Source organism: Streptomyces erythrochromogenes (genome assembly GCF_036170895.1).
GTDB classification, from domain to species: Bacteria; Actinomycetota; Actinomycetes; order Streptomycetales; family Streptomycetaceae; genus Streptomyces; species Streptomyces erythrochromogenes.
In genome coordinates this window covers 5283001-5301549 of record NZ_CP108036.1, presented here as the reverse complement: position 1 = coordinate 5301549, position 18549 = coordinate 5283001, and the positions used below count along the sequence as shown (strand labels likewise).

General features: G+C 71.3%; 16 protein-coding genes. 13 read left to right on the top strand and 3 right to left on the bottom strand.

What is annotated here, in order from left to right; translation table 11 throughout:
- Window positions 1–3 precede the first annotated feature (3 nt).
- Window positions 4–456: a hypothetical protein gene (locus OHA91_RS24285; RefSeq protein WP_031145387.1), complete on the top strand. Its 453-nt coding sequence runs from the start codon at window positions 4–6 to the stop codon at window positions 454–456.
- 133 nt (window positions 457–589) lie between these two features.
- Here OHA91_RS24285 and OHA91_RS24280 read toward each other — a convergent pair whose 3' ends face one another.
- Both OHA91_RS24280 and OHA91_RS24275 read right to left on the bottom strand, forming a co-directional pair.
- Window positions 590–1411, bottom strand: coding sequence for a phosphatase (locus OHA91_RS24280; RefSeq protein WP_078959018.1), 822 nt, complete (start codon window positions 1409–1411; stop codon window positions 590–592).
- A gap of 56 nt (window positions 1412–1467) precedes the next feature.
- Window positions 1468–2046, bottom strand: coding sequence for an SACE_7040 family transcriptional regulator (locus tag OHA91_RS24275; RefSeq protein WP_266501004.1), 579 nt, complete (start codon window positions 2044–2046; stop codon window positions 1468–1470).
- Between the two features lie 112 nt (window positions 2047–2158).
- Between OHA91_RS24275 and OHA91_RS24270 the strand changes: the two genes are divergently transcribed.
- From OHA91_RS24270 to OHA91_RS24225, 10 genes are all read left to right on the top strand, one after another.
- Window positions 2159–3775 (top strand): carboxyl transferase domain-containing protein, encoded by a 1617-nt coding sequence (locus tag OHA91_RS24270; RefSeq protein WP_266501002.1) that lies wholly within the window; start codon window positions 2159–2161, stop codon window positions 3773–3775.
- A 16-nt stretch (window positions 3776–3791) separates the two neighbouring features.
- Window positions 3792–5882 (top strand): acetyl/propionyl/methylcrotonyl-CoA carboxylase subunit alpha, encoded by a 2091-nt coding sequence (locus OHA91_RS24265; protein WP_031145382.1) that lies wholly within the window; start codon window positions 3792–3794, stop codon window positions 5880–5882.
- 11 nt (window positions 5883–5893) lie between these two features.
- A complete protein-coding gene (locus OHA91_RS24260; protein WP_031145381.1) occupies window positions 5894–6811 on the top strand; it encodes a hydroxymethylglutaryl-CoA lyase in 918 nt (305 codons plus the stop codon).
- Between the two features lie 7 nt (window positions 6812–6818).
- Complete coding sequence (locus OHA91_RS24255; RefSeq protein WP_031145380.1) at window positions 6819–7979, top strand: acyl-CoA dehydrogenase family protein; 1161 nt, start codon at window positions 6819–6821, stop codon at window positions 7977–7979.
- Between the two features lie 147 nt (window positions 7980–8126).
- On the top strand, window positions 8127–9167 hold the full coding sequence (locus OHA91_RS24250) for an ABC transporter substrate-binding protein (RefSeq protein ID WP_031145379.1): 1041 nt from the start codon (window positions 8127–8129) through the stop codon (window positions 9165–9167).
- A 107-nt stretch (window positions 9168–9274) separates the two neighbouring features.
- A complete protein-coding gene (locus tag OHA91_RS24245; RefSeq protein WP_328739998.1) occupies window positions 9275–10174 on the top strand; it encodes a siderophore-interacting protein in 900 nt (299 codons plus the stop codon).
- A 148-nt stretch (window positions 10175–10322) separates the two neighbouring features.
- Entirely contained in the window at window positions 10323–11813 is a 1491-nt protein-coding gene (locus tag OHA91_RS24240; RefSeq protein WP_031145377.1) for a pyridoxal phosphate-dependent decarboxylase family protein, read from the top strand.
- Window positions 11797–13098, top strand: coding sequence for a lysine N(6)-hydroxylase/L-ornithine N(5)-oxygenase family protein (locus tag OHA91_RS24235; protein ID WP_328739997.1), 1302 nt, complete (start codon window positions 11797–11799; stop codon window positions 13096–13098). The genes OHA91_RS24240 and OHA91_RS24235 overlap by 17 nt, the downstream gene beginning before the upstream one ends.
- Complete coding sequence (locus tag OHA91_RS24230; protein WP_031145374.1) at window positions 13095–13682, top strand: GNAT family N-acetyltransferase; 588 nt, start codon at window positions 13095–13097, stop codon at window positions 13680–13682. The genes OHA91_RS24235 and OHA91_RS24230 overlap by 4 nt, the downstream gene beginning before the upstream one ends.
- Window positions 13679–15460, top strand: coding sequence for an IucA/IucC family protein (locus OHA91_RS24225; protein ID WP_266500995.1), 1782 nt, complete (start codon window positions 13679–13681; stop codon window positions 15458–15460). Before OHA91_RS24230 ends, OHA91_RS24225 begins: the two co-directional genes overlap by 4 nt.
- 136 nt (window positions 15461–15596) lie before the next feature.
- Here OHA91_RS24225 and OHA91_RS24220 read toward each other — a convergent pair whose 3' ends face one another.
- The gene (locus OHA91_RS24220) at window positions 15597–17177 is read right to left on the bottom strand and encodes a family 20 glycosylhydrolase (protein WP_328739996.1); all 1581 of its coding nucleotides are present in this window, start codon (window positions 17175–17177) and stop codon (window positions 15597–15599) included.
- 52 nt (window positions 17178–17229) lie between these two features.
- Between OHA91_RS24220 and OHA91_RS24215 the strand changes: the two genes are divergently transcribed.
- A complete protein-coding gene (locus tag OHA91_RS24215) occupies window positions 17230–18117 on the top strand; it encodes a DUF4429 domain-containing protein (protein WP_031145368.1) in 888 nt (295 codons plus the stop codon).
- Window positions 18118–18214: 97 nt separating this feature from the next.
- Complete coding sequence (locus OHA91_RS24210; protein ID WP_030025937.1) at window positions 18215–18490, top strand: hypothetical protein; 276 nt, start codon at window positions 18215–18217, stop codon at window positions 18488–18490.
- The last annotated feature ends 59 nt before the right edge of the window (window positions 18491–18549 follow it).

Sequence of the window (18549 nt, the reverse complement as noted above, 5' to 3'; positions counted from 1 at the left end):
TTCATGAACGTCCGCCCACGAGGGTCCGTCTGGTGGTTCGTTGGCGCGGGAGGGCTCTTCACAGCGCTGTTGGCCGCCTTCCTCGTAGACATGGGCGAGGAGCGTGAGCCCGAGCTTGTGGTTGCCGATGTAGACGGAGCCTGGCGAGGCGCAGACGGCGGGCGTTTGACGGTTCGGGCCGACGGCTCCGCGGAGCTCGAGCGGGTGACGGAGCCCCGGCAGGACTGCGGGCAGTCCGCCGGGCTGGCGCCTGACACCTACACCGGGCCGGCGACCTGGGTGTTCGACACCTACCCCGACGAGGCGCCGGGGATCAGATTCGATTTCCCGGCGCCCGATACCGGGAAGTCCTGCAAGATCTACCTCGTGGTCGTCCACTACAAGGACGGCACAAAGGGGGGGTTCCTCCCCCACGTCCAAGGTCAGTACTTGCGCTCGACCGAGCTGACTGGCTGACGTACGTGGCGGCCGCCTGGTGCAACGAAATGCAGACCAGGCGGCCGCGCCGGGTCTCCCCAGCCCGGGCATAAGGGAGCCCCGGCCGGAATACCGGCCGGGGCTTCTCGCTGTCTCCGCGGCGGCTACGCCGTCAGCGCAGGCCCGCCGCGTGGAGGAGGTACGCCACCAGCGGGTCGTAGTAGCGGGGGTCGCGGACGTGGTCGTCCAGGGGGACCGCCACCTGGAGGGTGCCCTCGGCCTCGCCGAGGAAGAGCGCCGGGTCGTTGCAGTCGGCGTAGCCGACCGCGTCCAGCCCGCGCTGGGCCGCGCAGCCCGCCCAGCCGTGGTCGGCGACGACCAGGTCCGGCTGGGGGCGCTGCTCAGCCGTGAGGGCGTCCAGGATCGCCGCCATCGGGGCCGGTGAATGGGTGTGCCACAGGGTCGCGCCCCGCTCCAGCACCGCGACGTCCGCGAACTGCCACACCGAGCCCTCGTCGGCCGTCAGCCCCTGCGGGATCACCACGATCTCGCAGCCCGCCGCGCGCAGCGCCGCGGCCGTCGCCCGGTGGACGTCCAGCAGGCCGCCCGGGTGGCCGGTGGCGAACAGCACGCTCTGCCGGTCGGCCGCCGCCTTGCGCAGCCGCGCCGCCAGCCGGTCCAGGCCGGCCACGGTCAGCTCCGGGTCGATGGTGTCCTGGCCGAAGCGGAAGCCCGGGTCGTCCACGACGCCGCAGCGCTCCGCCATCACGGCGAGGACGTCCTGCTCGTCGGTCCAGCGGTCACCCAGTTCCAGGCCCAGCCAGTAGTGCCGGTCGCCGTTGGCGAGCTTGCGGTAGTGGGAGAGGTTGTTCTCGCGCGGCGTCGCGACCTGCCCCGCGATCCGCGTGCGGACCAGATGGTCGACGAGTTCGGCGCGGCTCGGCGTTTCAATAGATCGGTCGGACGTCTCTATCGGCTTCGGCATACGGGCCATTCTGCCGCCGCCGGGCCGGAGGCGGCGCGTCCATTCCGGTCGGCGGACGCCCCGGGTCATGTCGACAGCGCCCCGAAGGCCCCGTGCGCGAGCCTGCGCAGCAGCGACTCCACGGCCTCCCGGCCCAGGGCCGCCAGGTGCGGGGTGGAGTTGAGCAGGCCGAACACGGCGTGCACGGCGACCCGCACCTCCGCCTCGCCCACCTCGGGGTGCAGCTCCCGTACGACGTCCACCCACAGCTCCACGTACTGGCGCTGGAGCTGCCGTACGAGCTTGCGGTCGGCCTCCCGCAGCCGGTCGAGCTCCCGGTCGTGCACGGTGATCAGCGCCCGGTCGTCGAGCGCGAAGTCGATGTGGCCGTCGATGAGGGAGGACAGGACCCGGCACGGGTCCCCCGCCGCCTCCGCCACCCGGTGGCGGCCACCGGTGAGGAGCCGTTCGCTGATGCCGACGAGCAGCTCGGCGAGCATGGCGTCCTTGCCCGCGAAGTGCCGGTACAGGCCGGGGCCGCTGATGCCCACAGCGGCCCCTATCTCGTCGACGCCTACGCCGTGGAAGCCGCGCGCGGCGAAGAGGCGGGCGGCCTCACTGAGGATCTGCTCGCGACGGGTCGGGGCGGCCGCTCTGGTGCTCATGGGAAACCATTCTAGACAGGGCCGTTAGCGGTCGTTAACCTAAGCCGTAGATGCGTTAACGCTTATTAACAACGTGTACCGAGCAAGTGGAACGAGCAAGGGAGCTCGACCGATGCAGCAGGCACCAGTGCTGACGAGCGCCGCGGACCCGGCGTCCGAGGCCTGGCGGACCAACGAGGCCGCCCACCGCGAGCTGACCGAGGGCCTGCGCGCCCGGCTCGACGCGGCCCGGCTCGGCGGCGGGGAGAAGGCCCGCGCCCGCCACACCGCCCGCGGGAAGCTCCTCCCGCGCGACCGCGTGGACACCCTCCTCGACCCGGGCTCCCCCTTCCTGGAGCTGGCGCCGCTGGCCGCCGAGGGCATGTACGGGGGCTCCGCCCCCGCCGCCGGGGTCATCGCGGGCATCGGCCGGGTCAGCGGACGCGAGTGCGTGATCGTCGCGAACGACGCCACCGTCAAGGGCGGCACGTACTACCCGATGACCGTCAAGAAGCACCTGCGCGCCCAGGAGGTGGCGCTGGAGAATCGTCTCCCCTGCCTCTACCTGGTCGACTCGGGCGGCGCCTTCCTGCCGATGCAGGACGAGGTCTTCCCCGACCGGGAGCACTTCGGCCGCATCTTCTACAACCAGGCCCGCATGTCGGGCGCCGGCATCCCGCAGATCGCCGCCGTCCTCGGCTCCTGCACCGCGGGCGGCGCGTACGTCCCGGCCATGAGCGACGAGGCCGTCATCGTCCGCAACCAGGGCACGATCTTCCTCGGCGGCCCGCCGCTGGTGAAGGCCGCCACCGGTGAGGTGGTCACGGCCGAGGAGCTCGGCGGCGGCGAGGTCCACTCCCGCGTCTCCGGCGTGACGGACCACCTCGCGGAGGACGACGCGCACGCGCTGCGGATCGTACGGAACATCGTGGCGACCCTGCCCGAGCGCGGGGCCCTGCCCTGGTCGGTCGAGGCACCGGAGGAGCCGAAGGTGGACCCGTCCGGGCTGTACGGCGCGGTCCCCGTCGACTCGCGCACCCCCTACGACGCCCGCGAGATCATCGCGCGGATCGCGGACGGCTCCCGCTTCCAGGAGTTCAAGTCCGAGTTCGGCCAGACGCTGGTCACCGGCTTCGCCCGGATCCACGGCCACCCGGTCGGGATCATCGCGAACAACGGCATCCTGTTCGCCGAGTCCGCCCAGAAGGGCGCCCACTTCATCGAGCTGTGCGACCAGCGCGGCATCCCGCTGCTCTTCCTCCAGAACATCTCCGGCTTCATGGTCGGCCGCGACTACGAGGCGGGCGGCATCGCCAAGCACGGCGCCAAGATGGTGACGGCCGTGGCCTGCGCCCGGGTCCCGAAGCTGACGGTGGTGGTCGGCGGCTCGTACGGCGCCGGCAACTACTCGATGTGCGGGCGGGCCTATTCGCCCCGCTTCCTGTGGATGTGGCCCAACGCCAAGATCTCCGTGATGGGCGGCGAGCAGGCGGCCTCGGTCCTCGCGACGGTCAAGCGCGACCAGATCGAGGGCGCCGGCCAGGAGTGGCCGGCCGAGGACGAGGAGGCCTTCAAGGCCCCGGTCCGCGCCCAGTACGAGGAGCAGGGCAACGCCTACTACGCCACGGCGCGGCTGTGGGACGACGGGGTCATCGACCCCATGGAGACCCGGCAGGTGCTGGGACTGGCCCTGACCGCGTGCGCGAACGCCCCGCTGGGCGACTCGGGCTTCGGCATCTTCCGTATGTGACGTGAGGACCTCACTGATGTTCAGCACTGTTCTGGTCGCGAACCGCGGCGAGATCGCGGTCCGGGTCATCCGCACCCTGCGGGAGCTCGGCATCCGCTCCGTGGCCGTCTTCAGCGACGCGGACGCGGACGCCCGCCACGTACGGGAGGCCGACACGGCCGTCCGCATCGGCCCGGCGGCGGCCGCGGAGAGCTACCTGTCGGTGGAGCGGCTGCTGGATGCCGCGAAGCGGACGGGCGCCGAGGCCGTCCACCCCGGCTACGGCTTCCTCGCGGAGAACGCCGCCTTCGCCCAGGCCTGCACGGACGCCGGACTGGCCTTCATCGGGCCGCCCGCCTCCGCCATCTCCCTCATGGGCGACAAGATCCGCGCCAAGGAGACCGTGAAGGCGGCGGGCGTGCCCGTGGTCCCGGGCTCCTCGGGCAGCGGTCTGACCGACGCCGAACTCGTCGCGGCAGCCTCGGAGATCGGCATGCCGGTCCTGCTGAAGCCCTCGGCGGGCGGCGGCGGCAAGGGCATGCGCCTCGTACGGGACGAGGCGGTGCTGGCCGAGGAGATCGCGGCGGCCCGCCGCGAGGCGCGCTCGTCCTTCGGCGACGACACCCTGCTGGTCGAGCGGTGGGTGGACCGGCCCCGGCACATCGAGATCCAGGTGCTGGCGGACGCCCACGGCAACGTGGTCCACCTGGGCGAGCGCGAGTGCTCGCTCCAGCGCCGGCACCAGAAGGTCATCGAGGAGGCCCCCTCGGTCCTGCTCGACGAGAAGACCCGCGCGGCGATGGGCGCGGCGGCGGTCGACGCGGCCCGCTCGTGCGGATACGTCGGCGCGGGCACGGTGGAGTTCATCGTCCCGGGCGGCGACCCGTCCTCTTACTACTTCATGGAGATGAACACCCGCCTCCAGGTCGAGCACCCGGTGACGGAGCTGATCACCGGCCTGGACCTGGTGGAGCTCCAGCTGCGGGTCGCCTCCGGCGAGGCCCTGCCCGTCACCCAGGACGACATCCGGCTGACCGGGCACGCCATCGAGGCCCGCGTCTGCGCGGAGGACCCGGCACGCGGCTTCCTGCCGTCCGGCGGGACCGTCCTGGCGCTGTCGGAGCCCTCGGGCGGTGCGGTCCGCACGGACTCCGGCCTGACGGCGGGCGTGCCGGTGGGCTCGACGTACGACCCGATGCTGTCGAAGGTCATCGTCCACGGCCCCGACCGCGCCACCGCACTGCGCCTGCTGCGCGGTGCCCTGGCCGACACGGTGATCCTGGGCGTCCAGACGAACGCCGGCTTCCTGCGGCGGCTGCTCGCCCACCCCGATGTGGTGTCGGGCGACCTGGACACCGGGCTGGTCGAGCGCGACCTCTCCGGTCTCCTCCCCGACGGCGTCCCGCTGGAGGTGTACGCCACCGCGGCCCTGCTGGCGCAGGGCCCCCGGGCTCTGCCCGGACCCGCGCCTCTAACGCCGGCGAGGCCGGGTGGGTGGGTCGATCCGTTCGGCGCCGCCAACGGCTGGCGCCTGGGCGGCACCCCCGCCTGGACCTTCCACCACTTCCGCCTCCCGGGCCAGGAGCCGGTGGAGGTCCGCACCCGCCCCCTGGGCGGGGACACCGAGGTCCTCGTTTCCGACCCCGCCGGGGCAGATTCAGCCTCGCCGGCGATCGAGGCGCGGGGTCCGGGGCAGGGCCCCGGCACACCGGCCCGCGGCCGGATCGTCAGCCGCACCTCCGACACCGTCACCATCGAACTCGACGGCGTCACCCACCGCTTCAGCCACGCCACCTCCCCGGAGGGGACCTGGCTCGGGCGCGACGGCGACTCCTGGCACGTCCAGCTGCACGACGCCGTCGCGGCGAACCTCAGCGGGGCCGGTCGCGGCGGCGCGGAGACCCTCGCCGCCCCCATGCCCGGCACCGTCACCGTCGTCAAGGTGGCCGTGGGCGACAAGGTGACGGCCGGTCAGAGCCTGCTGGTCGTCGAGGCGATGAAGATGGAGCACGTCATCTCCGCCCCGCACGCCGGCACGGTCACCGAGCTGGACGTCTCCCCCGGAACCACCGTCGCCATGGACCAGGTCCTGGCCGTCGTCACCCCGGACGAGGAGGAGAGCGCGTGATCGGGCTGCCCATGACTGTCCCGGCCCCCGGCCTGCCGGCCCGGGTCCGCATCCACGAGGTCGGCGCCCGCGACGGCCTGCAGAACGAGAAGACGGCCGTCCCCACGGAGGTAAAGGCGGAGTTCGTCCGCCGCCTGGCCGCGTCGGGCCTGACCACCATCGAGGCCACCAGCTTCGTGCACCCCAAGTGGGTGCCCCAGCTGGCCGACGCCGAGCAGCTCTTCCCGCTGCTCGCCGACGTGGACGCCGCGCTGCCCGTCCTCGTGCCGAACGAGCGCGGCCTGGACCGCGCGCTCGCGCTCGGGGCCACCCGGATCGCGGTGTTCGGCTCGGCCACGGAGACGTTCGCCTCCCGCAACCTCAACCGCACCGTCGCCGAGTCCCTCGCGATGTTCGAGCCGGTCGTGGCCCGTGCCAGGCAGGGCGGGGCGCACGTCCGCGGCTATCTGTCCATGTGCTTCGGCGACCCCTGGGAGGGCGCCGTCCCGGTCCACCAGGTCGTCTCCGTGGCCAAGGCCCTGCTCGACCTCGGCTGCGACGAGCTGAGCCTCGGCGACACGATCGGCGTCGCCACCCCGGGCCATGTCCAGGCCCTGCTCTCCGCGCTGAACGAGGCCGGTGTCCCCACCGACCGCATCGGCGTGCACTTCCACGACACCTACGGCCAGGCCCTGTCCAACACCCTCGCCGCGCTCCAGCACGGCGTGACCACCGTCGACGCCTCCGCGGGCGGCCTCGGCGGATGCCCGTACGCGAAGAGCGCCACGGGCAACCTCGCCACCGAGGACCTGGTGTGGATGCTCGACGGTCTCGGCATCGAGACCGGGGTCGATCTGGCCGCCCTCACCGCCACGAGCGTGTGGATGGCCGAACAGCTGGGACGCCCCAGCCCCTCCCGTACCGTCCGCGCCCTCTCCCACAAGGAGTAGTCACACCATGTCCCTCGACCACCGGCTCACCCCTGAGCACGAGGAACTCCGCCGCACCGTCGAAGCGTTCGCCCACGACGTCGTGGCCCCGAAGATCGGCGACCTGTACGAGCGGCACGAGTTCCCCTACGAGATCGTCGCCGAGATGGGCCGCATGGGCCTGTTCGGCCTGCCCTTCCCGGAGGAGTACGGCGGCATGGGCGGGGACTACCTCGCCCTGGGCATCGCCCTGGAGGAGCTGGCCCGCGTCGACTCCTCGGTCGCCATCACCCTGGAGGCCGGTGTCTCCCTCGGCGCCATGCCCCTCTACCTCTTCGGCACCGAGGAGCAGAAGCGCGAGTGGCTGCCGAAGCTGTGCTCCGGCGAGGTGCTGGGCGCCTTCGGACTGACCGAGCCCGGCGCGGGCTCGGACGCCGGCGGCACGCGTACGACCGCCGTCAAGGACGGCGACGAGTGGGTCATCAACGGCTCGAAGTGCTTCATCACCAACTCCGGTACGGACATCACCGGCCTGGTCACCGTCACGGCCGTGACGGGCCGCAAGGCGGACGGCCGCCCGGAGATCTCCTCGATCATCGTCCCGTCCGGCACGCCGGGCTTCACGGTGGCCGCCCCCTACTCCAAGGTGGGTTGGAACTCCTCGGACACCCGTGAGCTGTCCTTCGACGGCGTACGGGTCCCCCTGGCCAACCTGGTGGGCGACGAGGGCCGCGGCTACGCCCAGTTCCTGCGGATCCTCGACGAGGGCCGGATCGCCATCTCCGCGCTCGCCACGGGCCTCGCGCAGGGCTGTGTGGACGAGTCGGTGAAGTACGCCAGGGAGCGTCACGCCTTCGGCAAGGCGATCGGCGACAACCAGGCCATCCAGTTCAAGCTGGCGGACATGGAGATGCGCGCCCACATGGCCCGCATCGGCTGGCGCGACGCGGCCTCCCGGCTGGTGGCCGGCGAGCCGTTCAAGAAGGAGGCGGCGATCGCGAAGCTGTACTCCTCCACGGTGGCCGTGGACAACGCCCGTGACGCGACGCAGATCCACGGTGGGTACGGTTTCATGAACGAGTACCCGGTGGCGCGAATGTGGCGCGACTCCAAGATCCTGGAGATCGGCGAGGGCACCAGCGAGGTCCAGCGCATGCTGATCGCCCGCGAGCTGGGCTTCGCCGGCTAGCCCAAAGGCCCGCGCGAGCGCGGGTGATGGGAGGGGGCCCGAAAAAACTAAGGGCCCCCTTACCGTTTTCGGCCAAGGTTAGGCTAACCTTCCCCACGAACGGCACGCTGGTGGCCGCCCCGGTACGCACGAAAACGGACATCGATTATGCCCAAGTCCCGCAGCTCCTCCTTCACCCGTCGCGGCTTCATCGCCGCGGGCGGCGCCCTCGGTCTCGTCGCCACGCTCGCCGCGTGCGGCGGCACCGACACGGCGAAGGGTGACGGCGACAAGGGCAGCACCGCCGCCGCGTCCTCCGGTCCCTGGACCTTCAAGGACGACCTCGGCAAGGACGTCAGCACCAAGTCCACGCCGAAGAACATCGTCGCCTTCACCGGCACCGCCGCCGCGCTGTACGACTACGGCGTCCCGGTCAAGGGCGTCTTCGGCCCGACCAAGACGGCCGACGGCAAGCCCGATGTCCAGGCCGGCTCGATGGACATCTCCAAGGTCGAGATCCTCGGCAACGTCTACGACGAGTTCAACGTCGAGAAGTACGCCGCCCTCCAGCCCGACCTGCTCGTCACCAACACCTGGGACGGCTCGTACTGGTACGTGCCCGAGGCCTCCAAGGACAAGATCCTGAAGGTGGCCCCGGCCGCCGCGATCGGCGTCGGCGGCAACGTCTCCATGGACAAGGCCCTGGAGCGCACCGCGGACCTCGCCAAGTCGCTGGGCGCCGACATGAACGCCAAGGCCGCCGTCGACGGCAAGGCCCGCTTCGAGGCCGCGGCCGCCAAGGTCCGCGAGGCCACCAAGGCCAACCCGGGCATCAAGGTCCTGGTCGGCTCCGGCTCCGCCGACCTGTTCTACGCCTCCACCCCGGACACCTCGGCCGACCTGAAGTACTTCAAGACCCTGGGCGTCGAGTTCATCACCCCGGACAAGCTCGACGAGGGCGGCTTCTTCGAGAGCCTGAGCTGGGAGAACGCCGGCAAGTACAAGGCCGACCTCGTCCTGCTCGACAACCGCACCGGCACCCTGCAGCCGGAGGAGCTGAAGGCCAAGGCCACCTGGGCCGAGATGCCCGCCGTGAAGGCCGGCCAGGTCGCCCCGCGCACCACCGAGCCGATCTTCTCGTACGACAAGTGCGCGCAGATCCTCGAGGACCTCGCGAAGGCCCTCCAGAACGCCAAGAAGGTCGCCTGACCCACGCGCGGCGCCCGGTGACCCCGGGCGCCCGCCTCCAGGGCGTGTCCGCGCGGACACGCCCTGGGCACGTCCGAGGCCGTACCGACTCCCAGGGGGACCTTCGCATGACCGCCACCGCGTCCGACGCCCCGGCCGTGGCGCACTTCCGCTTCTTCACGCTCGAAGTGCTCCGCACGCGCCGCCTGGGCCACTCGTTCCTGCGGGTCACGTTCGGCGGGGAGTCCCTCGCGGGCTTCCGTTCGGGCGGCTTCGACCAGAGCCTGTCGCTCTTCCTGCCCCCGTCCGGCCAGGAGCACACCGTGCTCCCGTCCACGGACGAGGACACCTGGTTCGCCGCGTGGCGCGGCATGCCGGACGAGGAGCGGCCGGTGATGCGCTCCTACACCGTGCGCGAGCAGCGCCGTGACGACGCGGGCGCGGTCGAGGTCGACATCGACTTCGTCCTGCACGGGGACTCGTCCCCCGCCTCCCACTGGGCCGGGCGCGCGAGCGCCGGCCGCCGGATCCTGGCGATCGGCCCGGCCGTCGCCGAGAACAAGTCCGTACGCTTCCAGGCCCCGGCCGGCGCCGACGCGGTCTGGATGTACGCGGACGAGACCGCCCTGCCGGCCGCGGCCGCGATCCTGGACCGGCTGCCGGCGGGCACCCGGGTCCGGGCCTGGTTCGAGGTCCCGCACGAGGACGACCGGCTCGAACTCGGCACGCTCGCCGACGCGGACATCACGTGGATCGTGCGCGAGGGCGACGGCAGGGAGCGGACCGGGCGGGTGCTGGACGCGCTCCGCTCGGCGCAGCCGCCGGTCGCCGAGGCCCCGTACGTGTGGCTGGCCGGCGAGGCCGGCACCGTTCGCGCGGTACGCCGCCACTTCGTGCAGGAACGATCCGTCGACCGCCGCTCGGTGCGCTTCACCGGCTACTGGCGGCTCGGCGCGAGCGAGGAGCAGCTCCTCGCCGAGGCGTACGCGGGCAAGGCTCCCAGCGAGGACCCCGCGTCCGAGCTGTAGTCAGCTCCGCTTCCCTCCACAGCAGTTCGAGATGGGCCCTGGTCGAACCCAGGGTCCATCTTCATTTGGCCATTCCGCTTAGGTTAGGCTAACCTAAACATCACACACCCCACCCTCCCCTTCTCCCCCCCTGCCCGGAGGAAAGTTGATGCGCCAGCATCTGCTGAACGAGACGACCGCGGATATCTACCGTCGTTCTGTCACCGAGGGCGTCGACCGCGTCGCCGCCAAGCTCGCCACCACCGAACGGCCCCACACCGGTATATCCGTCGACGAACTCGCCCCGGTCATCAACGGGATCGACCTCGACACCCCGCTCGGCGACTCCTCCGCCGCGCTCGCCGAGCTGGAGGACGTCTACCTCCGCGACGCCGTCTACTTCCACCACCCGCGCTACCTGGGCCACCTCAACTGCCCGGTCGTCATCCCCGCGGTGGTCGGCGAGGCCGTCATGGCCGCCGTCAACTCCTCCCTCGACACCTGGGACCAGTCCATCGGCGGCACGCTCATCGAGCGCCGCCTCATCGACTGGACCACGCGCCGCATCGGCCTCGGCGAGAAGGCGGACGGCATCTTCACCTCCGGTGGCAGCCAGTCCAACTTCCACGCCCTGCTGCTGGCCCGCGACGAGGCCTGCCGCATCGTCATGAAGCGCGCCATGGACGCCGGGATCGGCCTGACCAAGGCCGAACTCCTCCCGAAGCTGCGCATCTTCACGTCCGAGGCCAGCCACTTCAGCGTGCAGAAGTCGGCCGCCATGCTCGGCCTGGGCTACGAGGCCGTCATCTCCGTGCCCGTGGACCGCAACCGGCGGATGGACACCTCCCTCCTCGCGCTGGAGCTGGAGAACTGCGCCGCCGAGGGCCTCTTCCCCATGGCCGTCGTCGCCACCGCCGGCACCACCGACTTCGGGTCCATCGACCCGCTCCCCGAGATCGCCCGCCTGACCGCCGAGCACTCCGCGTGGATGCACGTGGACGCCGCCTACGGCTGCGGACTGCTGGTCTCCCCCACCCGCCGGCACCTCCTCGACGGCATCGAGCACGCCGACTCGGTCACGGTCGACTACCACAAGTCGTTCTTCCAGCCCGTGAGCTCCAGCGCGATGCTGGTCCGCGACCGCGACACCCTCAAGCACGCCACGTACCACGCGGACTACCTCAACCCGCGGCGCATGGCCGAGGAGCGGATCCCGAACCAGGTCGACAAGTCCATCCAGACCACGCGCCGGTTCGACGCCCTCAAGCTCTGGATGACGCTGCGCATCATGGGCGCCGACGGCATCGGCTCGCTCTTCGACGAGGTCATCGACCTCGCGGCCGCCGGCTACGGCGTGATCACGGCGGACCCGCGCTTCGAGGTCGTCGTCGAGCCGCAGATCTCCACCCTCGTCTTCCGCTTCCTGCCCGGCGGCGACGTCCCCGCGGAACTCCTCGACGAGGCCCAGCTCCACGCCCGCAAGGCGCTCTTCGCCTCCGGCGAGGCCGTCGTCGCCGGCACCAAGGTGGACGGTAAGCAGTACCTGAAGTTCACCCTCCTCAACCCGCAGACCACGACGGCCGACATCGCTGCCGTCCTCGACCTCCTCGCCGCACACGCCGAGCAGTTCCTGGGAGAATCCCTTGCCGTCCACCACTGAGCCCCACGACTTCATCGGCATCGGCCTCGGTCCCTTCAACCTGGGACTGGCGTGCCTGACCGCGCCGATCGACGAGCTGAGCGGCCTGTTCATCGAGTCGAAGCCGCACTTCGAGTGGCACGCGGGGATGTTCCTGGACGGCGCACACCTGCAGACGCCCTTCATGTCGGACCTGGTCACCCTCGCCGACCCGACGTCGCCGTTCTCCTTCCTGAACTACCTGAAGGACCAGGACCGGCTGTACTCCTTCTACATCCGGGAGAACTTCTACCCGCTGCGCGCCGAGTACAACGACTACTGCCGCTGGGCCGCCGACCGCCTCGACAACGTCCTGTACTCGACCTCCGTCACCGAGGTCACCTACGACGAGCGGGCCGGCGTCTACGAGGTCCGCACCGACAAGGGCGAGACCCACCGCGCCCGCCGCCTGGTCCTGGGCACCGGCACCTCGCCGCACGTCCCGGAGGCCTGCGCCGGCCTCGGCGGCGACTTCCTGCACAACTCCGCCTACATGCCGAACAAGGCGGAGCTGCAGAAGAAGAAGTCCATCACCCTGATCGGCTCCGGCCAGAGCGCCGCGGAGCTCTACTACGACCTCCTCGCCGAGATCGACGTGTACGGCTACCAGCTCAACTGGGTCACGCGCTCCCCGCGCTTCTTCCCGCTGGAGTACACGAAGCTGACGCTGGAGATGACCTCCCCCGAGTACGTGGACTACTTCCACGCCCTCCCGGAGGACACCCGCTACCGGCTGGAGACCCAGCAGAAGAACCTCTTCAAGGGCATCGACGGCGACCTGATCAACGCCATCTTCGACCTGCTCTACCAGAAGAGGATCTCCATGCCGGGCGCCGTGCCGACGACCCTGCTGACCAACACCTCGCTGAACAGCACGGCGTACGACACCACCACGGGCACCTACACCCTGGGGCTGCGCCAGGAGGAGCAGGAGCGGGACTTCTCCCTCACCACCGAGGGCCTGGTCCTGGCCACCGGCTACAAGTACCGGACCCCGGACTTCCTCGACCCGGTGCGCGACCGCCTCAACTTCGACGGCCGCGGCCGCCTCGACGCCGCCCGCAACTACAGCGTCGACACCACGGGCCGCGGGGTGTACCTCCAGAACGGCACCACCCACAACCACTCCCTGACCTCCCCCGACCTGGGCATGGCCGCGTACCGCAACGCGTACATCGTCAGTGAGCTGCTCGGCCGCGAGTACTACAAGGTCGAGAAGTCCATCGCGTTCCAGCAGTTCGCCGCCCCGGAAGGCACCCACGCATGAGCACCACCGACACCCTCTACTCCCGGACGGACTCGGTCCTCGGGGACTTCGCGATCCGCCCGCTGGACCCCTTCGCCGACGCGGAGCTGCTCCACGGCTGGGTCACGCACCCCAAGGCCTCGTTCTGGATGATGCAGGACGCCTCGCTGCCGGACGTCGAGCGCGAGTACATGCGCATCACGGCCCACGAGCACCACCAGGCCTACATCGGCCTGCACGAGGGCCGCCCGGCCTTCCTGATGGAGACCTACGACCCGAGCGAGCTGGAGCTGGTCGGCCTGTACGACGCCCAGCCCGGCGACGTCGGCATGCACTTCCTGGTCGCGCCCAGCGACCAGCCGCTGCACGGGTTCACCCGCGCGGTCATCACGACCGTCATGGCCGCGATCTTCGCCGACCCGGCCACCGTCCGCGTCGTGGTCGAGCCGGACGTCGCCAACACCGCCGTGCACGCCCTCAACGAGGCCGTCGGCTTCCTGCCGGAGCGCCAGGTCACCAAGCCGGAGAAGGAAGCGCTGCTGAGCTTCTGCACCCGCGAGCAGTTCGAGGCCGCCACCGGCATCGCCCAGGGGGTGTCGATATGAGCCTCTCCGACGCCGTCTCCCACCTCTCCCCCGAGCTGTGGGACCGCGCCAACCGCGCCCTGGTCCGCAAGGCCATCGCCGAGTTCGCGCACGAGCGCCTGCTGACCCCCGTCTCCCTCGGCGGCGACCGCTACTCGGTCGTCTCCGACGACGGCACGGTGGAGTACCGCTTCGACGCCGCCCGCCAGGTCCTGGACCACTGGTCGGTGGACGAGGTCACCATCACCCGGCTGCGGGACGGGCAGTCCCTGCCGCTGGACGCCCTCGACTTCCACATCGAGTTCCAGCAGACCCTGGGGCTGAGCGCGGAGGTCCTGCCGGTCTACCTGGAGGAGATCTCCTCCACCCTGGCCGGTTCGGCCTTCAAGTACACCAAGCCGCAGATCCCCGCCGACGTGCTGGCGAAGTCCTCCTTCCAGGACATCGAGACCGGCATGACCGAGGGCCACCCCTGCTTCGTCGCCAACAACGGCCGACTCGGCTTCGGCGTGCACGAGTACCACGCGTACGCCCCGGAGGCCGCGAGCCCGGTCCACCTGATCTGGGCGGCCGCGCACAAGGACGTCGCCACCTTCACGGCGGGCGCCGGCCTGGAGCACGACAGCTTCATGCGCGCCGAGCTGGGCGACGCGGCGGTCGACCTGTTCGCCGCGAAACTGCGCACCCTGGACCTGGACCCGGCGGACTACCTGCTCTTCCCGGTCCACCCCTGGCAGTGGTGGAACAAGACCACGGTCACCTTCGCCGCGGAGATCGCGGGCCGCCGCCTGGTGCTGCTCGGCGAGGGCGAGGACGCCTACCTCCCGCAGCAGTCGATCCGTACGTTCTTCAACACCACCACCCCGACGAAGCACTACGTCAAGACGGCCATCTCCGTCCTGAACATGGGCTTCATGCGGGGCCTCTCGGCCGCCTACATGGAGGCCACCCCCGCCATCAACGACTGGCTGCACCAGCTGATCGAGTCCGACGAGGTCCTGCAGTCCGTCGACTTCTCGATCATCCGCGAGCGCGCGGCCATCGGCTACCGGCACCTGCAGTACGAGCGCGCCACCGACCGCTACTCGCCGTACCGCAAGATGCTGGCGGCCCTGTGGCGCGAGTCCCCGGTGAACTCCCTCGGGGACGGCGAGCGCCTGGCCACCATGGCCTCGCTCCTCCACGTGGACGCCGAGGGCAAGTCGTTCGTCGGCGCCCTGATCGAGGAGTCCGGCCTCACCCCGGCCGAGTGGCTGAAGCCCTACCTGCGCGCCTACCTGCTGCCACTGGTGCACTGCTTCTACCAGTACGACCTCGCGTACATGCCGCACGGCGAGAACACCATCCTGGTCATCAAGGACGGCGTCGTCCAGCGTGCGATCTTCAAGGACATCGCCGAGGAGATCGTCATCATGGACGCGGACGCGGTGCTGCCGCCCGCGGTCGAGCGGATCCGCGCGGACGTCCCCGAGGACATGAAGCTGCTGTCGATCTTCACGGACGTCTTCGACTGCTTCTTCCGCTTCCTGTCCTCCATCCTCGTCACGGAGGGCATCTGCACCGAGGACACCTTCTGGCAGGCCGTGGCCGACTGCGCCCACGACTACCAGGACTCCATGCCGGCCCTCACGGAGAAGTTCGAGCGCTACGACTTCTTCGCGGAGGAGTTCCAGCTGTCCTGCCTCAACCGCCTCCAGCTGCGCAACAACAAGCAGATGGTCGACCTCTCCGACCCGTCGGCCGCGCTCCAGCTGATCGGCAACCTCAAGAACCCCGTCGCGGCCTTCGCCCGGCGGTGAAACATGGGGCGGGGGGAGATGTCGATACGGTCCCTCGACACCTCCCCCCGCCGCGACAGCGTGACGGCGTGACCGCGAAGTCAGATGGCCCTGTTCGCGGTCACGCCCTCGCCATGTCCGGGCGACGGCCTCCCGGTCAGCGCGCCCACGGGACGTCAGGGGCCCGGAAGTAGCCGATGCCCTGGGCGTCCAGGCGGGGGGCCTGTGCGGCGAGGCGTCGGCCGTACGCGGTCCAGTCGAGGGCGGCCGCCGGGGACCAGCCCAGCTCCGCCAGGCCCAGCACCCGCGGGAACGCCATCAGCTCCCACTCGGCCCGCGTCGCGACGTTCTCCGTCCACAGCGGGGCCTCCACCCCGAGCACCGCGGACTCCGGCACCCCGGCCAGATAGGCCCCCGGGTTCCAGGAGTACGACCGCGCCACGGGGACGTGGCCCGCCCACGACAGCCCCGGCTTCGTCGCCGCCTCGTACTTCATGTCCAGGTACACCCGGTCCGCCGGGGACAGGATCAGCGGGTGCCCGGCCTTCGCGGCCGCCGCCACCGCCGACCGGTCCGCGGCCGAGGTCTTGTCGTGGCCCCAGTACTGCAGGACCGCGCCCGCCGCCGGCCGCGCCGACGCCAGCTGGTGCCAGGCCACCACCGTCTTCCCGTGGCGGCCCACCACCTCCTGCGCCCGGTCCATGAAGGCGGCGTAGTCCGCCGCCGGCGTCGCGTGCGCCTCGTCGCCGCCGATGTGCAGGTAGCGGCCGGGCGTGAGCTCCGCCAGCTCGCCGAGCACCTCGTCGACGAACTCGTACGTCCGCTCCTTCGCCACGCACAGCGAGCTGAAGCCGACCTTGATCCCGGTGTACCGGGGCGGCGCCTTCCCGTCGCAGTTCAGCTCGGCGTAGGAGGCGAGCGCCGCGTTGGTGTGCCCCGGCATGTCGATCTCGGGTACCACGTCCACGTACCGCTCGCCCGCGTACGCGACCAGCTCGCGGTACTCGTCCTTCGTCCAGTGGCCGCCGGGCCCGCCGCCGACCTCGCCGGCACCCCCGTACTGCGCCAGGCGCGGCCAGGAGTCGATCGCCAGGCGCCACCCCTGGTCGTCGGTGAGGTGCAGGTGGAGCGTGTTGATCTTGTACTGGGCGAGCTGGTCCACGTACCGCTTCACCTGTTCCACCGTGAAGAAGTGCCGTGCGATGTCGACCATGGCCCCCCGGTAGGCGAAGCGCGGCCGGTCGGTGACCGTGCCGCCCGGTACCGTCCCGGGCCCGGCCACGGGCACCAGCTGGCGCAGGGTCTGCCCCGCGCGGAAGAGGCCGGCCGGGGTCCGCGCGACGAGGTCGACCCCGCTCGGCCCGGACGTCAGCCGGTACCCCTCCTCCCCGCCCCCCTCGGCCCCCGCGTCGATCCTGAGCCGGATCCCGTCCCCCCGCACCCCCTCGACCACCGGCAGCGGCAGCCCGCTCGGGCCGCGCAGCTGCTCCGCGAGGAGCTCGCCGACCCGGCGGACCTCCTCGCCCGCGCCCGGCCCCGTACGCACGACCGTGCCCGGCCCGAAGGAGTAGCCGGGGCCCGCGGCCCGCGCGGAGACCGGCGCCGGCAGGAGCCGTTCGAAGGGGGCGAGGGCCGCGGGCGGGTCGTCACCGGCGCTCGCGTCGTCGCCGTGGGCGGCGGTGCAGGAGACGGCACCGAGGACGAGGAGGGTGCCGAGCGCGCGTCGCAGGACTCTCATGTGCCCAGGTATAGGCCAACTGGCCCGTCGCGTGCGGTGGGAGAATCGCCGAATGGCGGAAATCATCCAGAAGGACGGAACCTGGACGTTCGACGGCGACGCGGTGCGCATCGTGCCCGGCCGCGACAAGGGGGTGGGTCTGCTGCGGCAGACCCTGGGCGAGGTGGTCGTGCCGTTGCGCGCGCTCGCGGGGGTCAGTTACGAGCCGGGCCGCAAGGCCGGGCGGCTGCGGCTCCGGCTGCGCGAGGGGGCCGACCCGCTGACGCAGGTGACGGGCGGTCGGCTGCCGGAGGCCTCCGATCCGTACCGGCTGAGCGTGGAGCCGGACCGCACGGGGGTCGCGGAGTACTTCGTGGACGCGGTGCGCAACGCGCTGCTGCTGGAGCAGGTGGATCCCGGTCCCTCGGAGACCTACCTGCTGCCCGGCCCCGCCGTGCCGATGGCGGTGGGCGCGGGCGACGGGACCGTCACCTTCGACGGCGACCGGATCGCGCTGGAGTGGAACTGGACGACCGAGGAGGCCAAGCGCTCCGGGGGGCCGCGCGAGTTCCGGGTGACGGATCTGCGGACGGTGGAGTGGGCCCCGGCGAAGGGGCTGGAGAACGGCTGGCTCCGCTTCAGCCTGACCGGCGCCGCGCAGCCCGCCGCGCCCAAGTACGACCCCTACACGGTGGAGCTGTTCGGCTTCAAGAAGGACCCGCTGATGGCGCTGGTCGCCGCGGCGGTGGCGCTGCGGCTGCCGCACCCGGCCGCGCCGGCGCAGGAGCGGGCCCTCGAGGACGCCCCGCCGAAGGAGCTCGCCGCGCCGGCCGGCGGCGCGGCGGAGGACCACGACGCCCTGCTGCGGCGGCTGCGGGAGCTGGGGGAGCTGCACCAGACGGGAGTCCTCACGGCCGACGAGTTCGCCGCAGCGAAGCAGTCCGTTTTGCGCAGATTCTGACCGGATGCATCCATTCCGCTGGTCCAGACCAGAGAGATCCTGCCCGGAATCGGGCAGGATCTTTGCGTTGGACGGCTGGAGACGTCAGTATCTACGGGTGCTCGACCGCCGCCCGTCCTATGACGATCTCGTCGAACACCTGGTGCGCAGCACCTCGCTGCAGCGGGGCGAAGCGGCCCGGGTGGTCCTCGACGTGCTCGCCTACTTCGACGAGACGACGGAGGACTTCGTCCGCCGCCGCCACCGCGAACTGCAGGCCGGCGGAGCCGTGAACGCGGAGATCTTCGAGCGGATCGCGGCCGAGCTGCCGCACCGCGCGGTGGCGCCTCCGGAGCTCTCGCTCCGGCAGCTGCGCCGCATCGTCTACGGCTGACCGGCCGCCGCAGGAGCGGCCGCGGGCGGATGACGGGTAACGAACCGAACTTCAGGAGG